The following is a 26033-nucleotide window of genomic DNA, read 5'->3' on the forward strand; positions in this document are numbered from 1 at the left end:
CACCGGGCGCCGGCAAGAGAACATGACCGTTGTCGCCCGGGTGAGAAGCCCTGGTGCTGGGGTCAGCGAGTGGTGAGGGTTGCGTGGAGGGCGGTGACGCGGTCGAGGATGTCGTCGCGGACCAGGCGCATCCGCTCGATCCCGTCGATGCCGCGTTCGCTGGGTTCGTCGGTCTCCCACCGCTCGTACAGGGTGCCTTCGACCTCGTCGACCTGCGCCTCGGCGCCGAGGATGACCACGAGGTCCGCCTGCTGCTGGTCTTCGACGGTGATCTGGCGGGGCACTTTCTGACTGATGTCGACCCCGACCTCCGCCAGGACCACGGCAGACAGGGCATTGACGGAGGATCCGGGCTTCGACCCGGCAGAGGCGGTGGTCACGGAGTCTCCTGCGACCTTGTCCATCAAACCGGCGGCCATCTGGGACTTCCCCCCGTTCTTCACACACACGAACAGGACAGAGAGCTTATCAGCCTTGAAACTCACAGGAATACTCACTTCTGGTCGGTAAGGAGGAAAGCAGGGGCCAAGCAGGATTCGGGAGGCTGGGGTGTTACTCGGGTTCGGTGAGGACGCCGGCGAGGGCGTCCAGAGCGCCGGGCACGATCGAGAAATACGCCCACACGCCGCGCTTCTCGCGGTGCAGGATCCCGGCGTCGACGAGGATCTTCAGATGATGCGACACCGTCGGCTGCCCAAGGTCCAGCGGCTCGGTGAGATCACACACGCACGCCTCGTTCTCTGCGCTGGAGTAAATCAGGGAGACCAGACGCAACCGATTCGGATCGGCGATCGCCTTGAACTGCCTGGACAATGCTTCAGCCCGCTCCACGCTCATCGCGGGCGCCCCGGACGGTACGCAGCACGGGCCCGCATCAACCATCTCGATGGTCGCGAAGTCCTTGGTCGAAGCAATGGTTCGGGGCTCGGAAATCGCCGTCATGCCAGCCAGCATACCCGTACATCGACAACCGTCGATATGGCGCAGGCCAGGATCATGGGCATTTCGGGCGGGCCGGTGATCGATAGTGCGGGCGATGGCGCATCACGTGGCATCGAGGCACAAAAAGGACGAGCAGTCCGGCGAGGAGCAGAGCGTGCACTACGGTGGAATAGGTAAGTAGGCTGATGATCGGCCGGGGCTCTTATCGATGTGATCGGGCCACTGCCTCGGATTCAGCATGTGGGACTCGGTAGTGGGGACGGTCGGGCTCGGAGGTCCAATGAACGGCCAGATACAGATCAGGCTGACGACGCTCGCCCTGGCGAGATCGCATTGCACGGTGAGTGAGCTGTGGGTGAAGTACTACGCCCTGGGCGGCAGCGTCTCCCAGTTCGAGGTCCAGGCCTACCTCGGCGGACTGCTCGTCCTGCATGGAAGTGAGCGGAACATTCTCGCCGATGCCATGAACGAGCTCCTCGAACACACGCCGGTGGACATCCGTGTTCCCCGCAGCGAGGAGGACGAACCTGCCGAAACATCCGAGGACTCCAAGCGGTCCCTGGGCGCCCTGGGTGCGTTCCTGTTCACGGCGGAGGAAGCCGAGCAGGAACGCCTCGACGCCGTCACCCGGACGAACCTGTTGGACTCACCAGGGGAGGCATGCTTCGACCGGTACACGCAGCAGGCCAGGGATTATTTCCAGGTCAGCTCCTCCATCGTGGCCCTGATCGATGATCACAGGATGTTCCTGAAGTCTGTCCTCGGACCCATCGAGCAGAACCTGCCGAGGGAGATCACGTTCTGCAATGCGACCATCCGTAATGCGGGACCGCTGATCGTCCCGGACGCGCTCGAGGACGACCGGTTCAGCGCGAATCCCCTGGTGGTCGGGGAGCCGTTCATCCGCTTCTATGCCGGCTATCCCCTGCGCGGTCCGGGCGGATGGACCGTCGGGACCCTGTGCGTCATCGATCAGCACCCCCGTAGCTTCTCGGCGCAGGACGGGCGGTTCCTGCGCAGGATCGCCCGCCTCGTCGAGGACGAGATCAACGCCTGACCATCACGCAGCACGGATCCCACATCCTCCATACCCCTGCCGCCTTGCCTCTGAGCCCTCCCATGGCAGGTGCGTGGAGCGTCTGTCGAGCCGCCCGCCGGGAGGTGCAGGCCAGGATCAGGACTCGAAGTGCGTGGTGACGGGTTCGTGCTGTCCGAGCGAGGCGAGGATGTCGACGGACAGGTCGCGGAGCTTCACGTTCCGGTTCGAGGAAGCGCGGCGCAGGATCGCGGTCGCTTCTTCCTGTCCGCACCGGTTCTGCGCCATGATCGCCCCGATCGCCATGTCGATACTGGTCCGGGACTCCATGGCCACCCGCATGTTCGCTGCCGCGTCCGTGAGCTTCGCGACCCGCACCGCCAGACGCAGGGACTGGGACACATCCCGGGCGAAACCCTCGGCGACACGAATGCCCTTGTCATCGAAGGTTCCGGGTTCCGTGGAGTACAAGTCCAGGCCGGCGCTCGCACCCTCATCCAGACGTATCGGTATCCCGAGTGCTGATCGCAGCCCGTGCGCTGCGATCGCTTCCCGGTACTCCGGGAACCGGGTCTCGGTCAGGAAATCCGGGATGTGGACCGTCACGCCCTCACGGGCCGCCTGCAGACACGGTCCGTCGTCGAATCCGTGCTGCACCTCATCAACCTGCTGGGCCCTGGCACTGCTGCTGGCCACAGTGGTCATGGATCGCGGCCGCAGAAGCGTGATCCCGCAGAAAATGTCCCCGTAGCGCCCTGTGAAAGCCTCCGCAGCGACACTGACGAGCCCGGTCAGGAACTCCTGGACGTCATCGCTCTCGAGCACCATGTTCTGCAGCTGAGCGGTGATGGTGTCCCGCTCGGCCTCACGGGCCAGTTCATTCTCGTCCGGCATCAAGTCCTCATCCACGTATCGGTCGGCAGAAAAGGCTCGCTGCTGAACCAGTGGCCACCTCAAGCGCTCATCGAATGCTACGGCAATCGCACCGAAGCCCATCTCCACGATGCCTCAAGCGCCCTCAGCGACGGCCGCAGAACCCGCCGTCCGCGTCCTTGTCATTGCCGGCTGCGCGACAGTGCGCCCTGGTGATGTCGACCCGGGCCGTCTCCGCGACGAACGCCAGACGTGCAGCGCCGATCATGACAGCTGAGGTGAAGCCGTGAGGGAGGGTGCGTGCAAGGGGAGGCCTTCAGGAGGGCTGTGGAGTGCTGTGGAGTGCTTCAGTCAGTAGCTGCGGCAGCAACTGGACGCCCTGATGACGGATGAACAAGGGGGCCATGAGCCACACGGAGATGCAGGCGCCCGACCCACGGCGGCCTCGACCCGCCGCTCGAGCTCGTCGATGAGCATCTGGTACCGGGCATGTGCTCCATATGGCGGGTGATCAGCGTCCATCAGTGCGTACGCCTGGTTCAGCAGGATCCGCAATCGTCGTGTGGACAGCGCTGCGATGTCGGCTGGAGTCAGTTGCTCATCGGTGGGAGCGTCGTCGCGATCCTGCTCGGCTGCAACCCACGCAGTCAGCCGGTCCGTATCAACGGCCCCGGACTGTCCAGGGCGCGCGGATCCCCTGGAGGTTCTGGTGTTCGTGAGAAGCGTGAACTTCGATGCCGAGGTGGTGGTTCCTGATGCGGGATTGTTCAGAAAGTCGGTCATGGCCGTCTCCGGGTGCGATGCACATCCGTGGCCCGTGTCTGGACCTATGTGTGTTGTGAACACTAGACCTGATTCTCGGGGAAGCCACCAGCAGAAGCTGAACATCCGGTGACAGATCCCGATCACAGCTGAACAGAAGAAGTCGAACCTCCAAGGAGGTGTGGCGGATGGGCGACCTCCCAGTGGCGGATCGCTCACCCACATGATGCGGAGACGCCGCCAACGGGCTGCCCTACCGCAGCGGGCGGAACGTCGCCCGGATGTCGTCGACCAGGAGCTCCGGCTGCTCGAGCAGCGCGAAGTGGCCGCCGTCCGAAACCTCGCTGAAGTGCACCAGGTCCGTGTAGCGTCGTTCGGCCCAGCGGCGTGAACGGCGGACGTACTCGCCGGGCATGATGCTGAGCCCCACGGGAAGCGTGAGCGGCTCCTCGATCGTTCCCGGGTTGGCCCAGCCGTTCCTGCCCGCCTCCCAGTACATGCGGGCCGCCGACGCCGCCGTGTTGGGCAGCCAGTACAGCATGATGTCGTCGATCATCTCGTCGAGGGTGAAGATCGCCTCGGCATCCCCGTGCCGGTCGTGCGAACCTCCGACGTCCTGGAACATCGCGTAGATCCACGCCGCGAGACCGACCGGCGAGTCCGAGAGCGGGTAGCCGATCGTCTGGGGCCGGGTGGACATCTGCTGCGAGTAGGCGGAGAGCGTCTGCCAGTAGTATCCGCCCTCCTGCAGCATCACCTGCTCCTCGTCGGAGGCCGAATGCATCTCCTCGTCGGAGGGCATGAAGAGGGCCATGTTGAGGTGGATGCCGGCGAGTCCGATGTCCTGCGACTGCTGCAGAACCGCGAGTTCGGCGGTGACGGAGGCGCCGAGGTCACCGCCCTGGGCGAACCAGCGCGTGTACCCGAGACGTTCCATGAGCGCGGCCCAGGCCCCGGCCGTCCGCTGCGTGTCCCAGCCGGTCCCGGTGGGCTTCCCGGAGAACCCGAATCCCGGCAGGCTCGGGATGACGACGTCGAACGCGTCCGAGGCGTTGCCGCCATGCGCTTCCGGGTCGGTCAGCGGCCCGACGACGTGCCGGAACTCCAGGACCGATCCTGGCCAGCCATGCGTGAGCAGCAACGCAGGAGCCCCGGGTACCGAGGACCGGACATGCACGAAGTGGATGTCGAGCCCGTCGATCGTGGTGGTGAACTGGCCCCACGCGTTGAGCAGCGCCTCGGTGCGGCGCCAGTCGTACGCGGAGGCCCAGCGGTGGGCCAGCGCCTGGAGCTTCTCCAGCCGCGGTCCCTGGGATGTGTCCGCCACGGTCTCGCGGTCCGGCCATCGGGTGGACCGGATACGCCGGCGGAGGTCATCGAGATCGGCGTCCGGGACGTGCAGGTTGAACGGGCGGACGTCCGTCGGATCGGTGGAATGTTCCACGGACGGGAGGTCCGATACGGAGGAGTGTGCGTGGGGCATGGCGACCTTCAGGCAGGGGGCGGACGAGCCGACCGGTAGATGTCCGATCATCTCACCCACAGATCGTCTATAAGTGAGATCATCTTTTCTTGCTACTATTGCCTCATGCCCGCTGCTCCTGTCCCCGACCCTCTCGATCCCTCAGTCGTCGACTGGGAGGCCGGAGGCATCCGGACGGAACTCGGCTGGTCCCTCCAGGCGATGTCGCAGGGTTTCTCGCGCATCGCGACGGGCGCCGTCGCCGACGTGCCCGGCGGGCCCCGCGGCTACCAGGTCCTCGTGGCGATCACCACAGAGGATCCGACCTCGCAGCTCGTCCTGGCACAGCGGCTCGGTATCGACAAGACCGCGATGACCTACGTCGTCGACGCCCTCGAACGCGAGTCCCTCGTCGAACGCCGACCGGATCCGCAGGACCGCCGGATCCGCCAGGTCCTGCCCACCGCCCACGGCCGTGCCCTCCTCGCCTCGGCCCGGGCAGCCCTCCGCGAGGTCGAGGGCGTACTCCTGCGCGGACTCACCGCAGACGAGCAGTCGCAGCTCCGCCGGCTCATGGCACGCGTCGCGCTCGACGCCGGTGACGCCGAATCGTGCATCGGGTCGCCGGCGGGAGCCGAGCAGCCGGTGGTCGCGCCTGACTCCCCACCCCCTCGACGTCGGACCGACGTCCGTGACAGCGCCCCCACAGAGAAGAGCACCCCGTCATGACCACCCTCCTCGTCGCCGGCGCCACCGGTGACCTCGGTCGCCGGATCGTCCGCGAACTGCTCGCCGCGCATCCCGAAGCCCTCGTGCGTGTCCTCACCCGTCCGGGCAGCGGGACCGCCCAGGCCCTGTTCGGGGAGCAGGGTCGCGTGGAGGTCCGGGAGGCCGCCTATACGGATCACGCGGGCCTCGTCGCCGCGCTCTCCGGTACCGACGTCGTCGTGTCCGCTGTCAGCGGGGCACGGACGGTGGTCCTCGATGCCCAGCGGGCGCTGCTCGCCGCGGCCGTCGAGGCGGGTGTGGCACGGTTCGTCCCCTCCGACTACTCGGCGGACTACCGCCGCGTCAGCCCGGGCAGCAACCGCAACTTCGAGCTGCGCAGGGACTTCGCCGCGTACCTCGATGCGGCTCCGATCCGCGCCACGTCCGTCCTGAACGGCGCCTTCGCGGACATGCTGACCGGGCAGGCTCCGATGATCCTCTTCGCCCGGCGCAGGGTGCTCTACTGGTCCTCGCCGGACCAGGTGCTGGACTTCACCAGCAAGGACGACGTCGCCCGGACCGTCGCGCACGTTGCGCTGGACGACGCCGCGCCCCGTGTCGTCGAGGTGGCGGGGGACCGCGTCACGGCACGGGACATCGCGCGGATCATGACAGGACTCACCGGCACCCCGTTCACCACGCAGTGGGCCGGTACCACGGGGATCCTGTCCGGCATGGCCAGGATCGGCCGTCGCGTGTCGAGGGACGAGGAGGCGACCTTCCCGGCATGGCAGGGCATGCAGTACTTCGTCAGCATGTTCAGCGGTGAGGCCGAGCTGCGGCACGTGGACAACGATCGCTACGGACCGCAGGCCTGGACGGGCGTCCGCGACGTCCTCGAGGCGCACGTCGAGGGCACCGGCACCAGAGGCTGACCGCGGCGCCGGCGAACGGGGTAGGGCCGCCCGTGTTCGTACAGGTGCCGGGAAGCGTGGAGTGCGGGCAGTTCCTCAGGGGCGCCTGGCGGGAGCGATCACCCGGATCACCGCCGAGTCGTCCTCTGCGGCGAGGCCCTGCGCCTGTCCCAGCAGGTAGAGCTGCTCCGCGGCCGAGGCGACCGGAGAAGCGAGGCCCGCGGCACGGGTCGCCTTGCCGACGATACCCATGTCCTTGACGAAGATGTCGAGGCGGCTGAGTACCTCCGCTCCCTCCTCCGAGTAGGCCTCCAGCATCCGCGGTCCGCGGTTCGAGAGCATGAAGGATCCGGCCGCCCCGGTCTGGAGGGCGGCGAGGGTCTTGGCGGGGTCCAGGCCCAGGGCGTCGGCGAGGGCCATCGCTTCGGCCGCGGCCGCGATGTGCACGCCGCACAGCAGTTGGTTGACGGTCTTGAGCGCCTGCCCGTCCCCGGGGTTGTCCCCGACCACGGTCAGGGTGGACGCCAGGAGGTCCAGGACCGGACGGGCTTTCTCGAGGGCAACGGGTTCGGCCCCCACCACGATCAGGAGGTCCCCCTCGCCGGCGCGCTTCGGCCCCCCGGAGAGGGGTGCGTCGACCAGGGCGACGCCGTGGTCCGCGAGGCGTGCGACGGTGGCCGGGATCGCGTCGGTCCCGACGGTGCTGGTGAGGACGACGACGGCGCCCTCCCTCAGCACGGGAGCCACCCCTTGGTCGCCGAACAGGACATCGTCGAGCTGTTCGCCGTTGCGGACCGCGAGGAGCAGCGCGTCCGTGCCCGTCGCCGCCTCCTGTGCCGAGGCGAAGGTGCGGATCCCGGCCTCGCGCGCCAGCACGAGCCTCGGCTCCGCGATATCGAAGCCGTGGACCGTGAGGCCCGTGGCGAGGCGGGTGGCCATCGGCAGGCCCATGGCGCCGAGGCCGAGGACTGTGACGGAGTAGCTGTCGTTCATGGGGATCGCCGTCCAATGCTGGGTAGGAGCTGCGGGGAGGTGTCAGAAGGTGGAGCTGAGTTTCCTCGTGACGTCGGCGAGGGAGGAATTGTCCCCCACGTTGCCGGCGAAGACGACGAACGGGATGCCCTTCGCGGGCCCGTCCACCGGCTCCCACAGGCTCACGATGCCCGGGAGCATCGGGCCCCGGACCATGGCGTGCCTGATCTGCAGGCCGTGCGCGGCGACGTCCGAGGAGGTGATCCCTCCCTTGGCGATCACGAAGCGGGGCGGGAACAGTCCGAGGGTGCGGTTCACGACGGTGACGACGGCGGCCGAGACAGTCCGGGCGATCCGGAGGCTGGCGGCGGCGTCACTGGTCCGTACCAGCAGTCTGCTCGTGTGGAGGATGACGTCACCGTGCGCGAGCCGGTCGACGACGTCCTCGACGATCCCGTCGAGGTGGGAGGCCGCGCGCTCGTCGAGGAGTTGCTCGACGTCGATCTCGATGGTGTGCGCGTGCTGGTGCTGCTCGGTCAGGATGCCGAGTTGCCGGGTGGTGACCCCCACATGCGAGCCGACCACGATCAGCCCGCCGGCGGTCGATGGCTCGTTGCCGGTATAGGCCTCGGAGCCGGTGAGTTCGGCGCGGATCTCCTGGCCGATCCGCGCCCGCATGAAGGGCGGCCCGACACGGTACAGGAGCTTCTTCCCGCGGCGTTCGGCTTCCTCCAGACCGAGCGCGAGGGCACGGAGGTCGTTCTCGGTCACGACGTCGGCGACGATCGGTGTCGCTCCGGTCGCATCGGCGACGGCATCCGCGATGGCACGGGCCGACGCGGGAGCGCCGCCACCCGTGCTGCCCGCGCGGATGATGCCGAGGTCCAGGACGATCACGGACGCCGCCGGGACACGTCCGCCGGTCTTCTCCTCGACGTACTGCGCGAGGGAGGCGTTCCGGTAGCCGAAGGTGGCGTCACGGGCGAACTCCGTGTCGGACACGGGGACGAGCTGGTCCTCGCCGAGTTCCGGCGCACGAACGTAGTGCACGCCGCCGATCGTGATCCGTCCGGCGTCCGGGAAAGCCGGGACGATCACGACGCCGTCGGTGGACTCGCCCGCGGCGTCGAGGACGGTCGCGGCGATCGTGTCGGGTTCGAGGGGGAAGTGTCCGCGGAGCGTGGAGTCGCCGCGGCTCACGAAGCCGAGTCGCAGGGCGGAGGCTTCCGCCGCCGCTGCGGCGAGGGCGTTCCGGACGATCTCCTCGTTCCGGGCCGCCGCCTCCGGTGCGTCGAGGCTGCGGGTGTTCGTAAGCACGTACACGGCCGGCTTCCCCTGACGGAAGGCCCAGGAGAAGTCCTCGGTCTCCCACCGGGTCAGGACGGGGAGGTCCGCGACGGACTGCGTCCCGGTCGGGTCGTCGTCGAGGACGACGAAGATCCGCGGCGGGCGCCCGGCGGACCGGACGGCTGCCGCCACCTCTCCCGCGGAGATGGGCGCGTCCGGCGGGTAGTCGGACAGCAGGTGCGTTTCAGTGGGCATGCAGCGCTCCGTGATGCGGTGGGTGGACGCCTGGGCGGCAGTCGGGGGACGTGCCGGTGGCGGTGCGGAGGATCGTCGTACCGCCACCGGTGGTCGCCCCGTCAGTGGCCGGGTGCTGCCGCCGTCTTCTCCTCGGCTGCCAGCAGGGCATCCGAGCGGGACCGCATGTTGCGGGTCAGGATGAACATCACCGCGGCCAGGAAGGCGAAGACGCCTACCGAGATGGTGCCGTAGAGCCCCGTCTCGGTCGTGAAGCGTTCATCGATCGCGGTGCGCATGATCGGGGCCACGAACCCACCGAGGTTGCCCAGCGAGTTGATCAGCCCGATGCCCGCTGCCGCTGCCGTTCCGGTGAGGAACGCCGTCGGATAGGACCAGGTGATGGGGCCGCAGGCCAGGAAGCTGGAGACCGAGACCACGAGGAAGGCGATCGCCAGGACGGGCATCCCGTTCTCGCCGGCGAAGGCGGCACCGATGGTGGCCAGGCCGGTCGAGGTGTAGAACATGGTGCCCCACGTGCGGCGACGCCGGATGGTGTTGGCGTTCTTGCCCACGATGTAGCAGACGAACAGGCCGACGAACCAGGGGATGGCCGAGATGAGGCCGATCTGCCAGAACTCGGCGTCCGGGCTGATGATGCGCCGGACCTGCTGCGGGAGGTAGAACGTGGTGCCGTAGACCGCGACCTGGAGGCAGAAGTAGATGACGGTGAAGTACCAGACCTTCCAGTTGCCCATGGCCCGCATGATGCCGGAGGGCCCGTCCGTACTGCGGACCTCGTCCTCCGCTTCCATGACCCTGAGCAGTGCGCGCTTCTCGTCCTTGTCCAGCCACTTCGCCTTCTGCGGACTGTCGATCAGGAAGAAGATGGCGGCGATGCCGGCGATGACGGCCATCATGCCCTCGGTGAAGAACATGACCTGCCAGCCGCGCCACGGGGTGTAGGTGTCCCCGAAGGAGATCAGCGCGCCCGAGATGGGATTGCCAAGCATCTGCGAGAAGGGCTGTGCGAGGTAGAACAGTGCGAACATCTGGACGCGGACCTTGTTGGGGAACCACTCCGAGAGGAACATGATGACGCCCGGGAAGAGCCCGGCCTCGGTCACGCCGAGCAGGAATCGCAGGATGATGAACATGGTGTCGCCGGACGTGAAGGCGAAGGCCGCGGCGACGATGCCCCAGGTCACCGCGATCCGGGCCAGCCACCAGCGTGCCCCGAACTTCTTGAGCAGCAGGTTGGACGGGATCTCGAAGATCGCGTAGCCGATGAAGAAGATGCCGGCACCGAGGGCGAACGCTCCGGCGCTGATGCCGCGGTCCATCTCGAGGGCATCCTCGGCGTAGCCCACGTTCGTGCGGTCCAGGAACGCGACGAAGTACAGGATGATGAGCATCGGCATCAGGTGCCGTGCAGCTTTCTTGACGGCGGAGGCAAGCGCGGGGCTGTCCAGGTCGTCTTTGACCGCGTCCGTAGCGGACATGGGACTCTCCTTAGTGCGGTTGTTGTGGTGGTGGTGTGCGGCTCAGCCCACGAGTGACGGGAAAATGAGCCAGGCCCCGATACCGACGAGGATGATGCCGACGGCGAGGAACAGGATGCGGGATTTCGACCAGTCGCCCATGTCAGTGCATGTAGAGTCCGCCGTCGACGTTCAGGGTCTGGCCCGTCACGAATCCGGCGTCCTCGCTGATGAGGTAGGCGATGGCTGCTGCGATGTCCCGGGGGGTGCCGATGCGCGGAAGGACGCCGTCGGCCGCCATGGCGGCCTTCCGTTCCTCCGTGAGCGTGCCACCCATGATGTCCGTGTCGATGGGACCGGGCGAGATGGCGTTGACGGTGATGCCCGCCCCGCCCAGTTCACGTGCCACGGAGCGCGTGAAACCGATGACGCCGGCCTTCGCCGCGGAGTAGACGGTCTTGGAGAACGTCCCGCCACCGCGCTGCGCGGACACCGAGGACAGGTTGACCACGCGCCCGACGCCGTGCCCGACCATGGACTCGACGGCCCGCCGGGTGGCGTAGTGGACGCCGTTCATGTTGATGCCCATGACGCGGTTCCACTCCTCGGGAGTGACCTCGAGGTACGGCACGGGGCTGGAGACGCCGGCGAGGTTCACCAGGGCGACGACCTGCGGGAGGGCGGCCTCGAGGCTGTCGAAGGCTGCCCGCACCTCGGATTCGTCCGCCACATTCGCTCCGGCACCGGCGGCCGTGACGCCGTGCTCCTCGGCGATCTCGCGGGCGACCGCCGTGGCCGCCCCGTCGTCGAGGTCGATGATGCCGATGTTCCAGCCGAGCCCGGCGAGGTGGTGCGCGGACGCGCGACCGATACCGCGCGGTGAGGCTGCGCCGGTGAGGATGACCGACCTGGAGTCGGGAAATGCTGATGCCACGGGAGGATCTCCTTGCGATCAGTGGATGGGTGCAGGACCGAGTTCGTCCATGAGTTTCTTGATGGCCACGTACGCCCTGTTGCGGTAGGCGATCAGCTCGGCGGTGCGTTCGGCCGGGACGTCGAGGTAGCCGGCGCCGGTCTTGGTGCCGAACTTACCGGCGTCGACGAGTTCCTTCAGGGAATCCGGTGTCGCGAAACGCTCGGGCCAGCGCGTCTGGAGCGACGCGTAGCAGAACGAGTACACGTCGAGTCCGGCCATGTCCGCGATGGCGAAGGGACCGAAGACGGGGAGCCGGAAGCCGAAGGTCGTGCGGACGATCGTGTCGATGTCGTCCGGGGTCGCGATGCCCTCCTCGACGATCTGCGTGGCCTCGTGGAACAGCGCGTACTGGAGCCTGTTCAGCACGAAGCCGGTGGCATCCTTCACCCGCGCCGTCTCCTTGCCGGTGGAGGCGACGATCTCCTCGACCACGGGGATGACGGCGTCGTCCGTGTCCGGGTGCGGGATGAGTTCGACGCCGGGGATGAAGGGTGCGGGGTTCGAGAAGTGGACGCCAAGGAACCGCTCCGGATGCTCCACCGCCTCCGCGAGGGCCGCGATCAGGATGGTGGAGGTGTTCGAGCCGATGATGGCATCGGGTCGGGCCGCCGCGGAGATCCGCCGGAGTGTCTCGTGCTTGATCTCGATGCGCTCCGGCACGGCCTCCTCGATGAATTCGGCGTCGGACACCGCGTCCTCGATCGAGTCGGCGGCCGAGACGTTCGCCTCGATGCGTTCGCGGGCATCCGCGGGGAAGAGGCCGTCGGCGGCGAACTGCTCCGCCTCGGTCAACAGGCGCTTGAGGTTGGATTCCGCGATCTCGGCGCTCACGTCCGCGATGCGGACGGTGTGCCCGGCCAGGGCGAGGACCTGGGCGATGCCGCCGCCCATGTAGCCCGATCCGACGACGGCGATTCTCTTCGATGTCATGCGTCCTTCTTCCCAGGCAGGAGTGAGCGGATGTAGGTCTGGTTGGTGGCGCAGTTGCCGAGGCTGTCCCCGCCGTAGTGTTCACACAGGAAGATGCCGTCGAAGCCGAGCTCGATGGCGTCGCGGATCACCTGGCGGTAGTTGATCAGCCCGGCCTCCATCGAGCTGGGGACGCTCGTCGCCCATGAGCCGTCGGCTGCCTCGTCCCGCGTGTAGTTCTTCACGTGCCAGTAGTTGGCATAGGGGAGGAGCTTCGCGTGGAGTTCGCGCCAGTCCTCCACGGGGCGGTGCAGGCGGATGAGGTTGGCGATGTCGGGATTGATCCCCACGTTGTCGAGGCCGATCTCCTCGACGAGCCGCACGGCGCTGTCACCGGTGCCGAGGTACGTGTCCTCGTACAGCTCCAGGGACATCTTCAGTCCGACGTCGGCCGCATGCCGGCCGAGTTCCCGCAGCCGGGTGACCGCCGCCTGCCATACCTCCGGATCATCCGGGTCCTTCGGCCCCTGCGCCGTCCAGAACCACAGCGCGCGCCGCTGCGCCTCGCTGAAGGGCTGGTGGAGTCCGGTGGAGAAGACCTCCATGCCCCACTCGGCCGCCGCGTCGATCGTCCGGTGGGCGTAGGCGAGATTGCGCTCCTCGTGGCCCGGCATGATCACGCTCTGCCGCTGCAGGTGGACCGACGGGATCCGGACGCCGTGCGAGGCGGCGATGGACAGGAACTCGTCGCGCCGGGACGGTTCGAGGTCGGCCGGCCGGACGTGGCTGTCGGCGAGCTCGGCCAGCGAGAATCCGACGTGCTCCACCTGGCTGAACATGTCGTCCCAGGCCTCGGGGGCGGCGTCGTGGAGTGCGACACCCTCCTTGCTCACCGTGGGAATGCCGTGCAGGCAGGTGGCGATCGGCCAGTCCTGCGCCGAGAAGGCGGGGTGCAGAGACATCTTATTGCTCCATTGCAATCGGGGATACCGGGAAAGAGGAAAGATCCTATAGGAAATATAGACGCAGGTTCCTGGCTCTGCAAGGCTTTTCGGAACAGGCGCTTCAGCTCGGGGGCGAGTCGCTCAGGGAGCGGGCGCGGACGCCCTCGATGTGGGCCCGCAGGGCCCGGACGGGTGCTTCGGCGTCTCCAGAAGCGAAGGCGTCCAGGATTGCAGCGTGCTCCGCGGCCGCTTCGGAGACATCGCTCGTCCCCCTGATGACGGCCTGCCGCATCCGGTGGGTCAGCGCTCCCAGGTTGGCGTACATGTCCTGGACGTAGCGGTTGCCCGCGGCGTCGAGGACGACCAGGTGGAAGGCGTTGTCGGCGTCGAAATAGTCGTGGATGGTCCGGATCGGGACGTCACCCCTCAGCATCGCAGCGGTGACCCGCTCACCCATCTCGTGGTGGTGCTCGTGTGCCTGGCGCAGGGCGGGCAGGAAGGAGGCAGCACGTGGTGCTGCGAGCCGGGCGGCCTCGACCTCGAGCATGATCCGCGCCTCGAACAGCTCGTCGAGCTGCTCGGGGCCGAGGGGAGGAGCGACGCGGTACCCCTTGAGCGCCTCCCGGGTCACGAGTCCGGTGCGTTCGAGCTGGACCATGGCCTCCCTGACGGGCGTCGGCGAGACCTTGAGCTGCTTGGCGACGGTGTCGATCGACAGTCTCGCCCCCGGTTCCATCTCGCTCGACAGGAGGATGTCCAGGATCCGGTCGTACACGCGGTCCCGCAGGCCGCGCCGGTCGATGTCCGGAGCCGGTTGGTCAGAGTGCGCTGCTGTCATCACCGAACCCAATCTCCCATGCCTCGTCCAGGATATCCGCGAACGCGGCCGGATCATGGGCGAATCGGCCGAGGAACATGCCGTCGACATCGGGAGCGATGCGCCCCAGCAGCCCGGGGCCGGCACTGCCGCCGTAGATCACCCGTGGCTCCTGCACCAGTCCGTCGTCGCGCAGGTGTGCACGGAGGGCGCCGGTGACGGCCCGTATGTGGGTGTCGGGTGCCGGATCGGACTTGCCGATCGCCCAGACGGGCTCGTAGGCCACGATCACCTGCCCGCCGATTCCGTCGCGGCGCGCGGCCGCGAGGCACGCCTCGAGCTGTTGCACGCACGCCCGGATCGCCGAGGAGTGCTCGCCCTGTTCCTCCTCGCCGATGCAGAGGACCGGCACGACGCCGTGGCGGAGGCTCGCCAGGACCTTCCGGGCCGCGGTGGAGTCCGTCTCGCCGAACATCGACCGCCGCTCCGCGTGGTTGATCTCCACCAGCCGGACGCCGATCTCCGCCAGTTCGGCCGCCGACACCTCGCCGGTGTAGGCGCCGGCATCCTCCCAATGCACGTCCTGCGCTCCCACGAGCAGCCCCCCGGGCACGGCGAGGTCCCGCACGGCGGGGATGGACGGGAACGTCGGGATGACGAAGGGCTCCACCACGCCCTGCTGGACCGCCGGATGGGTCGAGGCGATCTCGGCCACCCGGCGCGTCCACTCGAGCTGGCGCCGATGGCCGAAGTACATCTTGAGGCTCGAGCCGATGGTGAACCTCGGCATGGGTGCGCTACACGCCCTCGTAGGCGCAGATGTCGTCCACCTTCGCCTGGGACGCACTCGAGGTGTCGAACGTGTAGGTCAGCCATTCCCGGACGAGCCGGCGGGCGAGTTCGCTGCCGATGACGCGCTGGCCCATGCAGAGCACCTGGCAGTCGTTGGACAGGACGGACCGCTCCACGGACAGGGGATCGTGGGCCGTGGCGGCGCGGATGCCCTGCACCTTGTTCGCGGCGATGGCGACGCCGAGGCCGGTTCCGCAGATGAGCAGCGCCCGGTCCGCCTCGCCCCGCGCGACGCGCTCGGCGGCCTCGATCGCGATCTTCGGATAGGACGTGTGCCCGTCTTCGCCCACGCCGACGTCGACCACCGACTCGACGAGGTCGTTCTGTTCGAGATCCCGCTTGAGGATCTCCTTGTACTGGTATCCCGCGTCGTCGCAGCCGACGATCAGCCTGAGTGCCATGTTTCCTCCTAGTGGTCGTCCGGGCGGGCGCCCGGTGCGTTACGGATGACATCCGAGACGGTGGTGCAGATCAGCGCGAAGGACACCGCGCCGGGGTCCGGCGTCCCGACGGACTTCTCGCCGTGGGACCGCGCGCGCCCCAGGGTGGCGCGCATCGACGCCGTGGCCTCCGCCGCTGCCGTGGCCGCGGCGGCTGCTCCCGCCCACGCCTCGGCGAGCCCGGATCCGTCGCCCACCCGTGTCGAGAGTTCATCGGAGAAGGGGACGACGGCGTCGACCATGGTCTTGTCGCCGACCTTCGCCTTTCCGAAGGCCATCACGGCGTCCCTGGCCGCGGAGATCCCGCGTGCGAGGTCCTTCGGGGTGGGGCGCGCGTCGTCGCCGACCACGGTTCCGAGCGCCTTGAGCATCGTCGCCCAGATGGCACCCGAGGTGCCACCGGCGCGGTCGCTCCAGGCGTTGGCCGCGTGACGCAGGGCCGTCTCGGCGCCGGCACCCTGCTCGACGGCGGCTCGAGCCGCGTCCCGGCCGGCATGGGCGCCGCGCTGCATGCCGATCCCGTGGTCGCCGTCGCCCGCCACTTGGTCGAGGCGGCCGAGTTCGTCGGCGTGCTCGTCCACCGTGCGTGCGAGCGCCTCGAGGGCCGTGACGATGGTCGCCGCGCAGGCGCGGGACTCGGCCGTGGAGCTTCCGATGACCTCCTCGGCGTCGTCCTTCACCACCGCGTCGAAGCGCTGCTGGTCGCCCACCTGTCCGCGCCGGAAGCCGGGGGTGTCCGCCGGCGCCGTCCAGAGACGTTCGAGCTCCTCGTCGAGCCACAGCAGGGTGAGGGAGCAGCCGGCCATGTCGAAGCTGGTGCACAGCTCGCCGACCTCGGGATCGACGATGCTGATACCCCGCTCAGCGAGGAGTGCGTGCACGGTGCGGTAGACGACGAAGAGTTCCTCGTACTTGACGCTCCCGAGGCCGTTCAGCAGGGGCACGACGCGCGCGCCCGCCAGGTCGACGCCGTCCGGCACCTCCTCGAGGAGACTGCTGACGAACAGTTCGGCGAGGCCCGCCGCCGTCGGGATGTCGACCTCGTCGATGCCGGGCTCCCCGTGGATGCCCAGACCGACGGCCATGCGTCCTGCAGGGACTTCGAAGAGCGGCGCATCGGCGCCGGGGAGGGTGCAGCCGCCGAAGGCGACGCCGAGGGAGCGCGTCCTGTCATTGGCGCGCCGTGCGACACGCTCGACGCCGTCGAGGTCGTAGCCCACCTCGCAGGCTGCACCCGCGACCTTGAACACCGTGAGGTCGCCGGCGATCCCGCGGCGCTTGTGTTCCTCGCCCCGGGGCGCGCTGATGATGTCGTCGGTCACGGTCACCGTCCGGACGTCCATCCCCGCCTCACGCAGTTCGGCCTGTGCCTCGTCGAAGTGCAGGACGTCACCCGCGTAGTTCCCGTAGGACAGGAGGACCCCGCGCCCCTGGTCGGCCGTCCGGGCGACGGTGCGTACCTGGTGGGCCGACGGTGAGGCGAAGAGGTTGCCCATCACCGCCCCGTGCGCCAGGCCCGGGCCCACGAGGCCGCCGAAGGCGGGGTAGTGTCCGCTGCCGCCCCCGATGACCAGGGAGACCGTCGGTTCCGCCGGTCGTCCGACACGCACCACGCCCCCCGGGATCTGCTGGACCCAGCGCGAGGCGGCGGCGGCGAAGCCGTCCATCATCTCGTCGACGAAGTTCTCCGGTTCGTTGAACAGACGCGTCATTGCGATCCCTTCTGAGTTTCGTAGATTCTATAGGATAACCGGAGAATCGGCACCCGTTCCAGACCGCTTCCGTGGCCGGTGCGGCGGCGGTCGGCGAGGCGTCAGGGCCGGAGCGGTGCCGTCGAGGATCGCACGATCAGGTGTGTGGCCAGTTCCATACGGGTGGCATCGGGCGCCTCCCCGCTTATCTCCCGGAGGAGCGCACGTACCGCGGCGCGGCCCATGTCCCGTAGCGGCTGCGCGACGGTGGTGAGCTGCGGTGAGGACTGCTCGCTGATGTAGGTCCCGTCGAAGCCGACCACGCTCAGTTCGTCGGGGACCGTCATGCCCAGCGAGTGCGCCTCGGCCAGCACTCCCAGCGCGATACTGTCGGAGGCCGCGAAGATGGCGGAGGGCGGGTTGTCCATGGCGAGGAACCGGGCCAGGGCCTGGCGCCCCGTCTCCGGATCGAAGGCGCCCGCCAGGACGTACTCCTCCGAGATCGGGATACCCCGCTCGAGGAGGGCGGCCACGTACCCGTGCTCGCGGTCCTGGCTGCATTCCGCGCTCGAGTGCCCGCCGATGAACGCGATGCGCGTGTGCCCGAGGCCGAGCAGGTGTTCCGTGGCAGCTTTCCCCCCGGACCAGTTGGTGGCGCCGACGCTCGCCACGCCGGGCCCGGGTGGATTGATGGGGTCGATCACCACCACGGCGATGCCGCGCTTCCTCACGTCCTTGATCTCACGCGGAGACCAGCGCGAGGTGACGAGGAGGAGGCCGCGGCGGCCCGACGCCTGCATCTTCTCGGCCCGCTCGCCGGCCGTGAGGTGCGTGAGCCCCGTCTTCGAGAGGACGATCTCCGCTCCCTGCGCCTCCGCGCACTCGAGGATCCCGTCCATCACCTCCGCGTAGTACGCCGTCGTCACGCTGTCCACGGCGACGTCGATCAGGGTGGAGGCCGGGGGTGCGAGGGCGAGCCGCTGCCCGGGTGGCTGGTACTCGGACGACCGCAGTGCCGCCAGCACGCGCTTCCGGGTGGCCGGGGCGACGTCCTCCCGCCCGTTGATCACCTTGGACACCGTCGGAGTCGAGACTCCGGCGAGGGCGGCGACGGACGCCAGGGTGGCCCTGGTGCGAACTCCAATTTCCGACAATGTTTCGAAATCCTTCCCGGAGCACATCCGGCCCCCTCCTGCACGAGTCTGACGGGTCCCGTCTCGCAGGGCAACATTCCCAGCAGAAGAGGGAGGAAGCAGGGGTATTGACCGCCCGCTGTGATGCAGGTAACTTTCCCCTTGTTAGTTTGTTGTTATCGAAAACATTTCGAAATCTCTTCCGCAGCGTGGCGGTCAGCGACCGCATACCCGCGGAGTTGACCTGCCCATCTCAGCCGGCCCCCTGCCTCGAGCTGAGTCGACTACGGAAGAACTGATGAAAATGCGAACAACCACCTCCCTCATCTCGGCGGCCTCCGCCATCACCCTCGCCCTCGGCCTGGCCGCCTGCGGATCCAGCGGACCCGCCGACCCTGCCGCCGATTCCGATTCCCCCACCATGTGGGCGCTGACCGGCAGCAGCGAGAACATCTTCCGCTCCTCCGTCGAGGACTGGAACAAGGCCAACGCGGACGACAAGATCAACCAGGAATTCTTCGCGAACGACGCCTACAAGACCAAGGTGCGCACCGCGGTGGGCGCGGGCGAGGGACCCACCTTCATCTACGGGTGGGGCGGTGGAGTACTGAAGTCCTATGTCGATGCCGGCCATGTCGGCGACCTGGACCAGTTCCTCGCCGACAACCCCGAGGTAAAGGAGCGCTACATCCCCTCCGTCCTCGAGAACGGCGTGATCGACGGCAAGACCTATGCCCTCCCGAACAACAACATGCAGCCGGTCGTCCTCTACTACAACAAGCAGGTCTTCGAGGACATGGGCGTCGAGCCCCCCGAGACCTGGGACGACCTGATGGCGCTGGTACCGGAGTTCAACGACGCGGGGATCGCGCCCTTCGCCCTGGCGGGCCAGTCGAAGTGGCCGAACCTGATGTGGCTGTCCTACCTCGTCGACCGCATCGGCGGACCCGAGGTCTTCCAGGCGATCCTGGACGGGGAGGAGGACGCCTGGTCCGATCCCGCGGTGATCGAGGCCCTCACGAAGATCCAGGAGCTGGTCGACGCGGGCGGGTTCATCAACGGCTTCTCCTCGATCGCGGCCGACGCGGGAGCCGACAGCGCCCTCCTGTACACCGATAAGGCGGCGATGATGCTCCACGGCGGGTGGGTCTACCAGAACCTGAAGAACGACGCCCCGGAGTTCGTCGAGTCGGGAGAGGTCGGATTCGTGCCGTTCCCCGAGGTCGAGGGCGGTGCGGGCGACCCCGCGAACGTGGTCGGCAACCCCGCGAACATGTGGTCCGTCTCCTCCACGGCCTCCGAGCAGCAGAAGGAATCCGCACTGAACTACCTCAAGGACGGCCTGTTCAGCGAGGAGTACACGCAGGCCATGATCGACTCGGGCGCGGTTCCCGCCGTCAACGGCATCGAGGACCAGCTCGCAGCCTCCGAGGACAAGGACTTCGTGGAGTTCGTCTACGGACTGGCGCAGGACGCACCGAGCTTCCAGCTCTCCTGGGACCAGGCGCTGAGCCCCGCCCAGGGCGACGCCATGCTCGCGAACCTCGACCAGATCTTCATCGGTGAGATCACCCCCGAGGAGTTCGCCGAGAACATGAACGCCACCCTGGGCAAATGAGCACGCTGCTGAAGCCCAAGCCCGCCATGAGAGTGCGGGGCGCCCGGGCGGAAGGCCCCTCGGCGTGGATGGTCGTCCCGGCGCTGGCCTTCTTCCTGGTCTTCGCCGTCCTGCCCCTGCTCGGCGTGGTGTTCCTCAGCTTCACCAACTGGAACGGGCTGGGCGCGATCACCTGGGCCGGACTGGAGAGCTGGCGAACCGCACTCACGGACTCGGTGACCCTGAACGCGCTGATCGTCACGCTGAAGATCATGGTCTACTCGCTCCTGGTGCAGGTCCCGATCAGCCTCCTCCTGGGCGTGTTCACGGCGGGCAACCAGCGCTACCGGGCGGTGCTGGCCGTCCTGTACTTCGTCCCGCTGCTGCTCTCGTCGGCTGCGGTGGCGATCGCGTTCAAGGCCCTGCTGGACCCCAACTTCGGCATGGGTCCGGGCCTGGGCCTGCCGATCCTCGCCCAGAACTGGCTCGGCAGTGCCGACCTGGTGCTGTTCGTGGTCATCTTCGTCATCGCCTGGCAGTTCGTCCCCTTCCACACGCTCATCTACCAGGGTGGCGTCCGCCAGATCCCGGCGTCCTTCTACGAGGCGGCCCAGATCGACGGGGCCGGCCGGATCCAGCAGTTCTTCCACATCACCCTGCCCCAGCTGAAGTACACGATCATCACCTCGTCCACCCTCATGGTCCTGGGATCCCTGGCGTACTTCGACCTGATCTTCGTCCTCACGGCAGGCGGGCCGGGGTACGCGACCCGTCTCCTCCCGCTGCACATGTACCTCACCGGCTTCCGGGCCAACGACATGGGAGCAGCGAGTGCCCTCGGCGTGATCCTCGTGGTGATCGGGCTGGGTCTCGCCCTCGTATTGCAGCGGCTCGGCGGCAACAGCCGCAGTGCAAGCCAATTGGAAGGAGCGTAGCCATGGCACTGGCAACCGAGACGGCGCAGGGCGCCGATGAGCAGGCGGGCGAGCGCTCCCAGCGGAAGCGGGTGGGCAGGAGCAGTCCGAACGTCCTCGGGGGGCTCGGCGGCTGGGTGTGGCTCGCCCTGATCATCCTGCCCGTCTACTACGTGATCATCACGAGCCTGAAGAACCAGGCGGGCTTCTTCGGCTCGAACCCGCTGGCGCCACCCACGGACCCGACCCTGGCGAACTACCGGACGGTCCTCGAGGCGGACTTCGTCCGGTACTTCGTGAACAGCGTCATCGTGACGCTGGGAAGTGTCATCCCGGCCGTGATCGTCTCGTTCATGGCGGCGTACGCGGTGGTGCGGGGAAGCGGGCGCATCATCACGTCCGCCCATACGCTGTTCCTGATGGGCCTCGCCATCCCGCTGCAGGCGACCATCATCCCCATCTACTTCATGATCACCAAGGCGCACCTCTATGACACACTGCTGGCGCTGATCCTGCCGTCGATCGCCTTCGCCATCCCCATCTCCGTGCTGATCCTGTCGAACTTCCTCCGGGACGTCCCACGGGAACTCTTCGAATCCATGAGGCTGGACGGCTGCTCGGAATTCACCATGATGTGGCGCCTCGCCCTGCCGCTGGTCCGCCCGGCGGTGGTCACGATCGCCATCTACAACGCACTGCACGTCTGGAACGGGTTCCTCTTCCCGCTGATCCTCACGCAGAGTCCCGACAAGCGGGTCCTGCCGCTCTCGCTCTGGGCGTTCCAGGACGAGTTCAGCGTGAACATACCGGCGGTCCTCGCCGCCGTCGTGCTCTCCACCCTCCCGCTGGTGGTCCTCTACGTGCTGGCCCGCCGCCAGCTCGTCAGCGGACTGACCGCCGGGTTCAACAAATAGACCGAAAGGAATCGCCAGCCTGATGACTTCTCCACAGCAATCGGCCCTGCGGGTCGGGATGGTCGGCTACGCCTTCATGGGAGCGATGCACTCCCATGCCTGGCGCACCGCCCCGCGCTTCTTCGACCTCCCGCTCCAGCCCGAACTCGCCGTCCTCGCCGGCCGCGACCCGGCCGCCGTGAAGGCGGCGGCCGGCAGGTTCGGCTGGCGGGAGACCGAGACCGACTGGCGGGCCCTGGTGGAGCGTGACGACGTCGACCTCATCGACATCTGCACCCCCGGGGACACCCACGCCGAGATCGCCATCGCAGCACTCGAAGCGGGCAAGCACGTGCTCTGCGAGAAGCCGCTCGCGAACTCGGTGGAGGAGGCCGAACGCATGGCGGCGGCGGCCCGGGCCGCCGAGGCGAAGGGGGTCTTCGCGATGTGCGGGTTCTCCTACCGCCGCACGCCCGCCCTGACCCTGGCCCGGCGGCTCGTCGACCAGGGGAGGCTCGGGACGATCCGGCACGTCCGGGCGCAGTACCTCCAGGACTGGCTGACGGACGAGACCGCACCGATGACCTGGCGCCTGGACAAGAGCAGGTCGGGGTCGGGTTCCCTCGGGGACATCGGAGCGCACAGCATCGATGCCGCGCAGTACGTGACCGGTTTGCCCATCACGGGAGTCTCCGGCCTCCTCACCACCTTCGTCCACGAACGTCCCCTCGGCGGGACCCTGGTGGGTCTCGGCGGCCAGGGTTCCAGTGACGGGGCGACCGGCACGGTGACGGTGGACGACGCCGCGATCTTCAGTGCACGCTTCGAGTCAGGAGCGATCGGCGTCTTCGAAGCCACCCGCTTCGCGACCGGCAGGAAGAACAACATGCGCCTGGAGGTCAACGGGAGCCTCGGCTCGCTCGCCTTCGACTTCGAGAACATGAACTCCCTGGAGTTCTACGACGCGACGCAGCCTCCCGAGACCGCGGGGTTCAGCACGATCAACGTCACCGATTCCGTGCACCCCTACACGGGCAACTGGTGGCCGGCCGGGCACGGCCTCGGCTACGAGCACGGCTTCACGCACCAGGTCGTGGATCTCGTGCAGGCCATTGCCGACGGCACCACACCGTCACCGTCCTTCGACGAGGCACTGCGGGTCCAGAAGGTCCTGCACGCCATCGAGAAGTCCGCCGCGAGCGACTCGGGGTGGCAGCATGTCTGAGGCCTTCGCGACCGGAGCTGCCACCCCGCGCCCGGTGACCCTGTTCACCGGCCAATGGGCCGACCTGCCGTTCGAGGACGTGGCGAGGATGGCCGGTGAGTGGGGCTTCGACGGCCTCGAGATCGCCTGCTGGGGAGACCACCTGGACCCGGTGCGGGCCGCGCAGGACGACGACTACGTCCAGGACCGCCTCCGGATCCTCGAGGAGAACAACCTCGCCGTCCACGCGATCGCCATCCACCTGACCGGGCAGGCCGTCGGCGACGACCCGATCGACGAGCGCCACCAGGACATCCTCACCCCCGAGGTCTGGGGGGACGGCGATCCCGAGGGAGTCCGCCGGCGGTCCGCCGAGGTCGTCAAGGACAGCGCCCGGGCCGCAGCCCGGCTCGGGGCGTCGGTAGTCACCGGGTTCACCGGATCCTCCATCTGGAAGTACGTCGCGATGTTCCCTCCCGCCTCCGAACGGATGATCGAGCGTGGCTACGAGGACTTCGCGGCTCGCTGGAACCCGATCATGGACGTGTTCGACGCCGAGGGGATCCGCTTCGCGCTCGAGGTGCATCCGTCCGAGATCGCCTACGACTACTGGACGACCCGGCGCACGCTGGAGGTCATGAGGAACCGGCCCGGCTTCGGGCTCAACTTCGACCCCTCGCACTTCGTCTGGCAGGACCTCGACCCCGTGATGTTCCTGCAGGACTTCGCGCCGCACATCTTCCACGTCCACGTGAAGGAATCCGTCCGGCAGCTGAACGGACGCAACGGACGCCTCGGCTCACACCTGCCGTGGGGGGACCCGCGGCGGGGCTGGGACTTCGTCACCGCCGGGCACGGGGACGTGCCCTGGAAACCGATCTTCCGCATGCTCAACGCGATCGGCTACCAGGGACCCACCAGTATCGAATGGGAGGACGCCGGAATGGATCGCCTCATCGGCGCGCCGGAGGCCCTCGCCCTCGTGCGGCAGCTGGCCACCATAGCCCCCTCGGGGGCCTCGTTCGATGCAGCCTTCTCCGCCCGCGGGCGCGACAGCCGATCCACGACCACGAAAGAGGCATCATGACCAGCAAGGAAGCACTCGTCGTCCGCGGCGGCTGGGACGGGCACCAGCCCGTCGAAGCCACGGACCGTTTTCTCCCGTTCCTCCGCGAGCACGGCTACACCGTCCGCATCGAGGAGTCACCGAAGATCTACGCCGATGCCGACTACATGTCGACCGTCAGCCTGATCCTGCAGTGCAACACGATGAACACCATCGAGAAGGACGAGTTCGCCGGGCTCCGGGCGGCCGTCGAGGCCGGGACCGGACTCGCGGGCTGGCACGGCGGGATCGCGGACTCGTACCGCAACGAATCCGACTACCTCCACCTCATCGGCGGTCAGTTCGCCTGCCATCCCGGCAAGCACCCGGACGAGAGGACCGGCGAGCAGTCCGACAACTACGTGCCGTACCGGGTGACCATGCTCCCGGCCGCCGCGGATCATCCGATCACCCGCGGCATCGGGGACTTCGACCTCGTGACCGAGCAGTACTGGGTGCTCGCGGACGACTACATCGACGTGCTCGCGACGACGACCCAGGCCGTCCGCGCATGGGACCCCTGGAACCGTCCCGTCACGTCCCCCGCCATCTGGACCCGCCAGTGGGGCGAGGGCCGTATCTTCGTCGCCACCCCCGGACACCGCGTGGAGATTCTCGACGATCCCAACGTCCGGACCATCATCGAAAGGGGTTTGCTGTGGGCGAGCCGTTGAACGTCGGAATCATCGGCTGCGGAGCGATCGTGGCCCAGTACCTGAAGACCCTGCCGTCGCTGGGATCGGTGAACCTGAAGGCCGTGGCGGACCTGGACCCGGGCCGGGCGCAGGCCGTGGCGGACTCGCAGGAGGGAGTGCGGGCCCTGACCGTGGACGAGCTCCTGGCCGACCCCGGGATCGACACCGTCCTGAACCTCACGATCCCTGCCGCCCACGCGGAGGTGGCGGCTCGGGCGATCGCGGCCGGCAAGAACGTCTACGGCGAGAAACCGCTGGCGGCGAACACGACCGAGGCCCGGGAGGTGCTCGCCCTCGCGGAGGCCGCCGGGGTCCGGGTGGGGTGCGCTCCCGACACGGTGCTCGGGACGGGCATCCAGACCGCTCGCCATGCGATCGACGACGGCCTGATCGGCCGGCCCATCTCGGCCACCGCGACCATGGTCACGCCCGGCCACGAACGCTGGCACCCCAACCCGGACTTCTACTACGTGCCCGGTGGCGGGCCGCTGCTGGACATGGGCCCGTACTACGTCACGGCGCTGGTCACCCTGCTGGGGCCGGTCACGTCCGTCATCGGAGCGGCCAGCCACACGCGGGAACAACGGACCATCGGCGGCGGACCACGGGCGGGCCAGACGGTGCCGGTGACGATCGACACGCACGTCACCGGTGTGCTCGTGCACGAGTCGGGCGCCCTCTCCACCCTGGTCATGAGTTTCGACGCCGTACAGACGCGATCCTCCAACATCGAGATCCACGGGGAACGGGCCAGCATGACGGTCCCCGACCCCAACTACTTCGACGGGGAGGTGTCCGTCTGCGCCCTGGAGAACAGGGGCAACGACAGGGAGATCGGGTGGGAGGTCCTCCCCGCCAGTGCAGGCTATATCGGAGCCGGCCGCGGGTACGGTCTCGCGGACATGGCCCTCACCCCGCCGGGTGAGCAGCACCGGGCCAACGGGGAACTGGCCTACCACGTCCTCGACGTCATGGAATCCCTCCTGCAGTCGGCTGCGGACGGGATCGCCGTCCGCGTCCGCAGCACCGTGGAACGGCCCAGGGAGGTCCCCCTGACATCACTGTCCGATCTGGCATCGGCCACATCCCGCTGACGGACCGACGGCGGAAAAGACCGGAGCGGGGGGGGGGGGGGGGGGGGGGGGGGGGGGGGGGGGGGGGGGGGGGGGGGGGGGGGGGGGGGGGGGGGGGG

General features: G+C 68.2%; 26 protein-coding genes. 10 read left to right on the forward strand and 16 right to left on the reverse strand.

The window, feature by feature from the left end; all coding sequences use genetic code 11:
• Positions 1-62: 62 nt before the first annotated feature.
• Entirely contained in the window at positions 63-485 is a 423-nt protein-coding gene (locus tag ACX80U_RS18145) for an arsenate-mycothiol transferase ArsC (RefSeq protein WP_459269439.1), read from the reverse strand.
• Between the two features lie 67 nt (positions 486-552).
• Positions 553-942, reverse strand: coding sequence for an ArsR/SmtB family transcription factor (locus ACX80U_RS18150; protein ID WP_459269440.1), 390 nt, complete (start codon positions 940-942; stop codon positions 553-555).
• Positions 943-1222: 280 nt separating this feature from the next.
• Here ACX80U_RS18150 and ACX80U_RS18155 point away from each other — a divergent pair, with 280 nt between their 5' ends.
• The gene (locus tag ACX80U_RS18155; RefSeq protein ID WP_459269441.1) at positions 1223-1999 is read left to right on the forward strand and encodes a GAF domain-containing protein; all 777 of its coding nucleotides are present in this window, start codon (positions 1223-1225) and stop codon (positions 1997-1999) included.
• A gap of 117 nt (positions 2000-2116) precedes the next feature.
• On the opposite strand, the gene ACX80U_RS18160 is transcribed toward ACX80U_RS18155, so the two are convergent.
• The 3 genes from ACX80U_RS18160 to ACX80U_RS18170 form a co-directional block, all read right to left on the reverse strand.
• The gene (locus tag ACX80U_RS18160; RefSeq protein WP_459269442.1) at positions 2117-2872 is read right to left on the reverse strand and encodes a GAF and ANTAR domain-containing protein; all 756 of its coding nucleotides are present in this window, start codon (positions 2870-2872) and stop codon (positions 2117-2119) included.
• Positions 2873-2996: 124 nt separating this feature from the next.
• Positions 2997-3119, reverse strand: a complete 123-nt coding sequence (locus ACX80U_RS18165) for a hypothetical protein (RefSeq protein ID WP_459269443.1) — start codon at positions 3117-3119, stop codon at positions 2997-2999.
• A gap of 747 nt (positions 3120-3866) precedes the next feature.
• Positions 3867-5147, reverse strand: a complete 1281-nt coding sequence (locus tag ACX80U_RS18170) for an epoxide hydrolase family protein (RefSeq protein ID WP_459269457.1) — start codon at positions 5145-5147, stop codon at positions 3867-3869.
• 54 nt (positions 5148-5201) lie between these two features.
• Here ACX80U_RS18170 and ACX80U_RS18175 point away from each other — a divergent pair, with 54 nt between their 5' ends.
• A complete protein-coding gene (locus ACX80U_RS18175; protein WP_459269444.1) occupies positions 5202-5804 on the forward strand; it encodes a MarR family winged helix-turn-helix transcriptional regulator in 603 nt (200 codons plus the stop codon).
• The gene (locus ACX80U_RS18180) at positions 5801-6718 is read left to right on the forward strand and encodes an NmrA family NAD(P)-binding protein (RefSeq protein WP_459269445.1); all 918 of its coding nucleotides are present in this window, start codon (positions 5801-5803) and stop codon (positions 6716-6718) included. Before ACX80U_RS18175 ends, ACX80U_RS18180 begins: the two co-directional genes overlap by 4 nt.
• 75 nt (positions 6719-6793) lie before the next feature.
• On the opposite strand, the gene ACX80U_RS18185 is transcribed toward ACX80U_RS18180, so the two are convergent.
• The 11 genes from ACX80U_RS18185 to ACX80U_RS18235 form a co-directional block, all read right to left on the reverse strand.
• Complete coding sequence (locus ACX80U_RS18185) at positions 6794-7690, reverse strand: NAD(P)-dependent oxidoreductase (RefSeq protein WP_459269446.1); 897 nt, start codon at positions 7688-7690, stop codon at positions 6794-6796.
• Positions 7691-7732: 42 nt separating this feature from the next.
• Complete coding sequence (locus ACX80U_RS18190) at positions 7733-9211, reverse strand: four-carbon acid sugar kinase family protein (RefSeq protein ID WP_459269447.1); 1479 nt, start codon at positions 9209-9211, stop codon at positions 7733-7735.
• Positions 9212-9312: 101 nt separating this feature from the next.
• Positions 9313-10692 carry an MFS transporter gene (locus tag ACX80U_RS18195; RefSeq protein ID WP_133079894.1) on the reverse strand — a complete coding sequence of 460 codons (1380 nt, stop codon included), beginning with the start codon at positions 10690-10692 and terminating at the stop codon, positions 9313-9315.
• 142 nt (positions 10693-10834) lie between these two features.
• The gene (locus tag ACX80U_RS18200) at positions 10835-11605 is read right to left on the reverse strand and encodes an SDR family NAD(P)-dependent oxidoreductase (RefSeq protein WP_133079893.1); all 771 of its coding nucleotides are present in this window, start codon (positions 11603-11605) and stop codon (positions 10835-10837) included.
• Positions 11606-11623: 18 nt separating this feature from the next.
• The gene (locus tag ACX80U_RS18205; protein WP_459269448.1) at positions 11624-12577 is read right to left on the reverse strand and encodes a 3-hydroxyacyl-CoA dehydrogenase family protein; all 954 of its coding nucleotides are present in this window, start codon (positions 12575-12577) and stop codon (positions 11624-11626) included.
• Entirely contained in the window at positions 12574-13518 is a 945-nt protein-coding gene (locus ACX80U_RS18210; RefSeq protein ID WP_133079891.1) for a TIM barrel protein, read from the reverse strand. Before ACX80U_RS18210 ends, ACX80U_RS18205 begins: the two co-directional genes overlap by 4 nt.
• 103 nt (positions 13519-13621) lie before the next feature.
• Positions 13622-14338, reverse strand: coding sequence for a GntR family transcriptional regulator (locus tag ACX80U_RS18215; protein ID WP_459269449.1), 717 nt, complete (start codon positions 14336-14338; stop codon positions 13622-13624).
• Complete coding sequence (locus ACX80U_RS18220) at positions 14319-15107, reverse strand: triose-phosphate isomerase family protein (protein WP_459269450.1); 789 nt, start codon at positions 15105-15107, stop codon at positions 14319-14321. The genes ACX80U_RS18215 and ACX80U_RS18220 overlap by 20 nt, the downstream gene beginning before the upstream one ends.
• Before the next feature lie 7 nt (positions 15108-15114).
• Positions 15115-15570 (reverse strand): ribose-5-phosphate isomerase, encoded by a 456-nt coding sequence (locus ACX80U_RS18225; RefSeq protein ID WP_133079887.1) that lies wholly within the window; start codon positions 15568-15570, stop codon positions 15115-15117.
• Positions 15571-15578: 8 nt separating this feature from the next.
• The gene (locus tag ACX80U_RS18230) at positions 15579-17321 is read right to left on the reverse strand and encodes a dihydroxyacetone kinase family protein (protein ID WP_459269451.1); all 1743 of its coding nucleotides are present in this window, start codon (positions 17319-17321) and stop codon (positions 15579-15581) included.
• 101 nt (positions 17322-17422) lie between these two features.
• Entirely contained in the window at positions 17423-18454 is a 1032-nt protein-coding gene (locus ACX80U_RS18235) for a LacI family DNA-binding transcriptional regulator (protein WP_459269452.1), read from the reverse strand.
• Positions 18455-18731: 277 nt separating this feature from the next.
• Between ACX80U_RS18235 and ACX80U_RS18240 the strand changes: the two genes are divergently transcribed.
• From ACX80U_RS18240 to ACX80U_RS18270, 7 genes are read left to right on the forward strand one after another with little or no spacing between them, the layout of a single operon-like run.
• On the forward strand, positions 18732-20051 hold the full coding sequence (locus tag ACX80U_RS18240; RefSeq protein ID WP_133079884.1) for an extracellular solute-binding protein: 1320 nt from the start codon (positions 18732-18734) through the stop codon (positions 20049-20051).
• On the forward strand, positions 20048-20965 hold the full coding sequence (locus ACX80U_RS18245; RefSeq protein ID WP_133079883.1) for an ABC transporter permease subunit: 918 nt from the start codon (positions 20048-20050) through the stop codon (positions 20963-20965). The genes ACX80U_RS18240 and ACX80U_RS18245 overlap by 4 nt, the downstream gene beginning before the upstream one ends.
• A 2-nt stretch (positions 20966-20967) precedes the next feature.
• The gene (locus tag ACX80U_RS18250) at positions 20968-21858 is read left to right on the forward strand and encodes a carbohydrate ABC transporter permease (RefSeq protein ID WP_208739840.1); all 891 of its coding nucleotides are present in this window, start codon (positions 20968-20970) and stop codon (positions 21856-21858) included.
• A 22-nt stretch (positions 21859-21880) separates the two neighbouring features.
• Positions 21881-23062: a Gfo/Idh/MocA family protein gene (locus ACX80U_RS18255; RefSeq protein WP_459269453.1), complete on the forward strand. Its 1182-nt coding sequence runs from the start codon at positions 21881-21883 to the stop codon at positions 23060-23062.
• Positions 23055-24128, forward strand: coding sequence for a sugar phosphate isomerase/epimerase family protein (locus tag ACX80U_RS18260; protein ID WP_459269454.1), 1074 nt, complete (start codon positions 23055-23057; stop codon positions 24126-24128). Before ACX80U_RS18255 ends, ACX80U_RS18260 begins: the two co-directional genes overlap by 8 nt.
• Positions 24125-24820: a ThuA domain-containing protein gene (locus ACX80U_RS18265; RefSeq protein ID WP_459269455.1), complete on the forward strand. Its 696-nt coding sequence runs from the start codon at positions 24125-24127 to the stop codon at positions 24818-24820. The genes ACX80U_RS18260 and ACX80U_RS18265 overlap by 4 nt, the downstream gene beginning before the upstream one ends.
• Positions 24805-25935, forward strand: coding sequence for a Gfo/Idh/MocA family protein (locus ACX80U_RS18270; protein ID WP_459269456.1), 1131 nt, complete (start codon positions 24805-24807; stop codon positions 25933-25935). Before ACX80U_RS18265 ends, ACX80U_RS18270 begins: the two co-directional genes overlap by 16 nt.
• Positions 25936-26033 lie beyond the last annotated feature (98 nt).

Source organism: Arthrobacter sp. TmT3-37 (assembly GCF_054510835.1).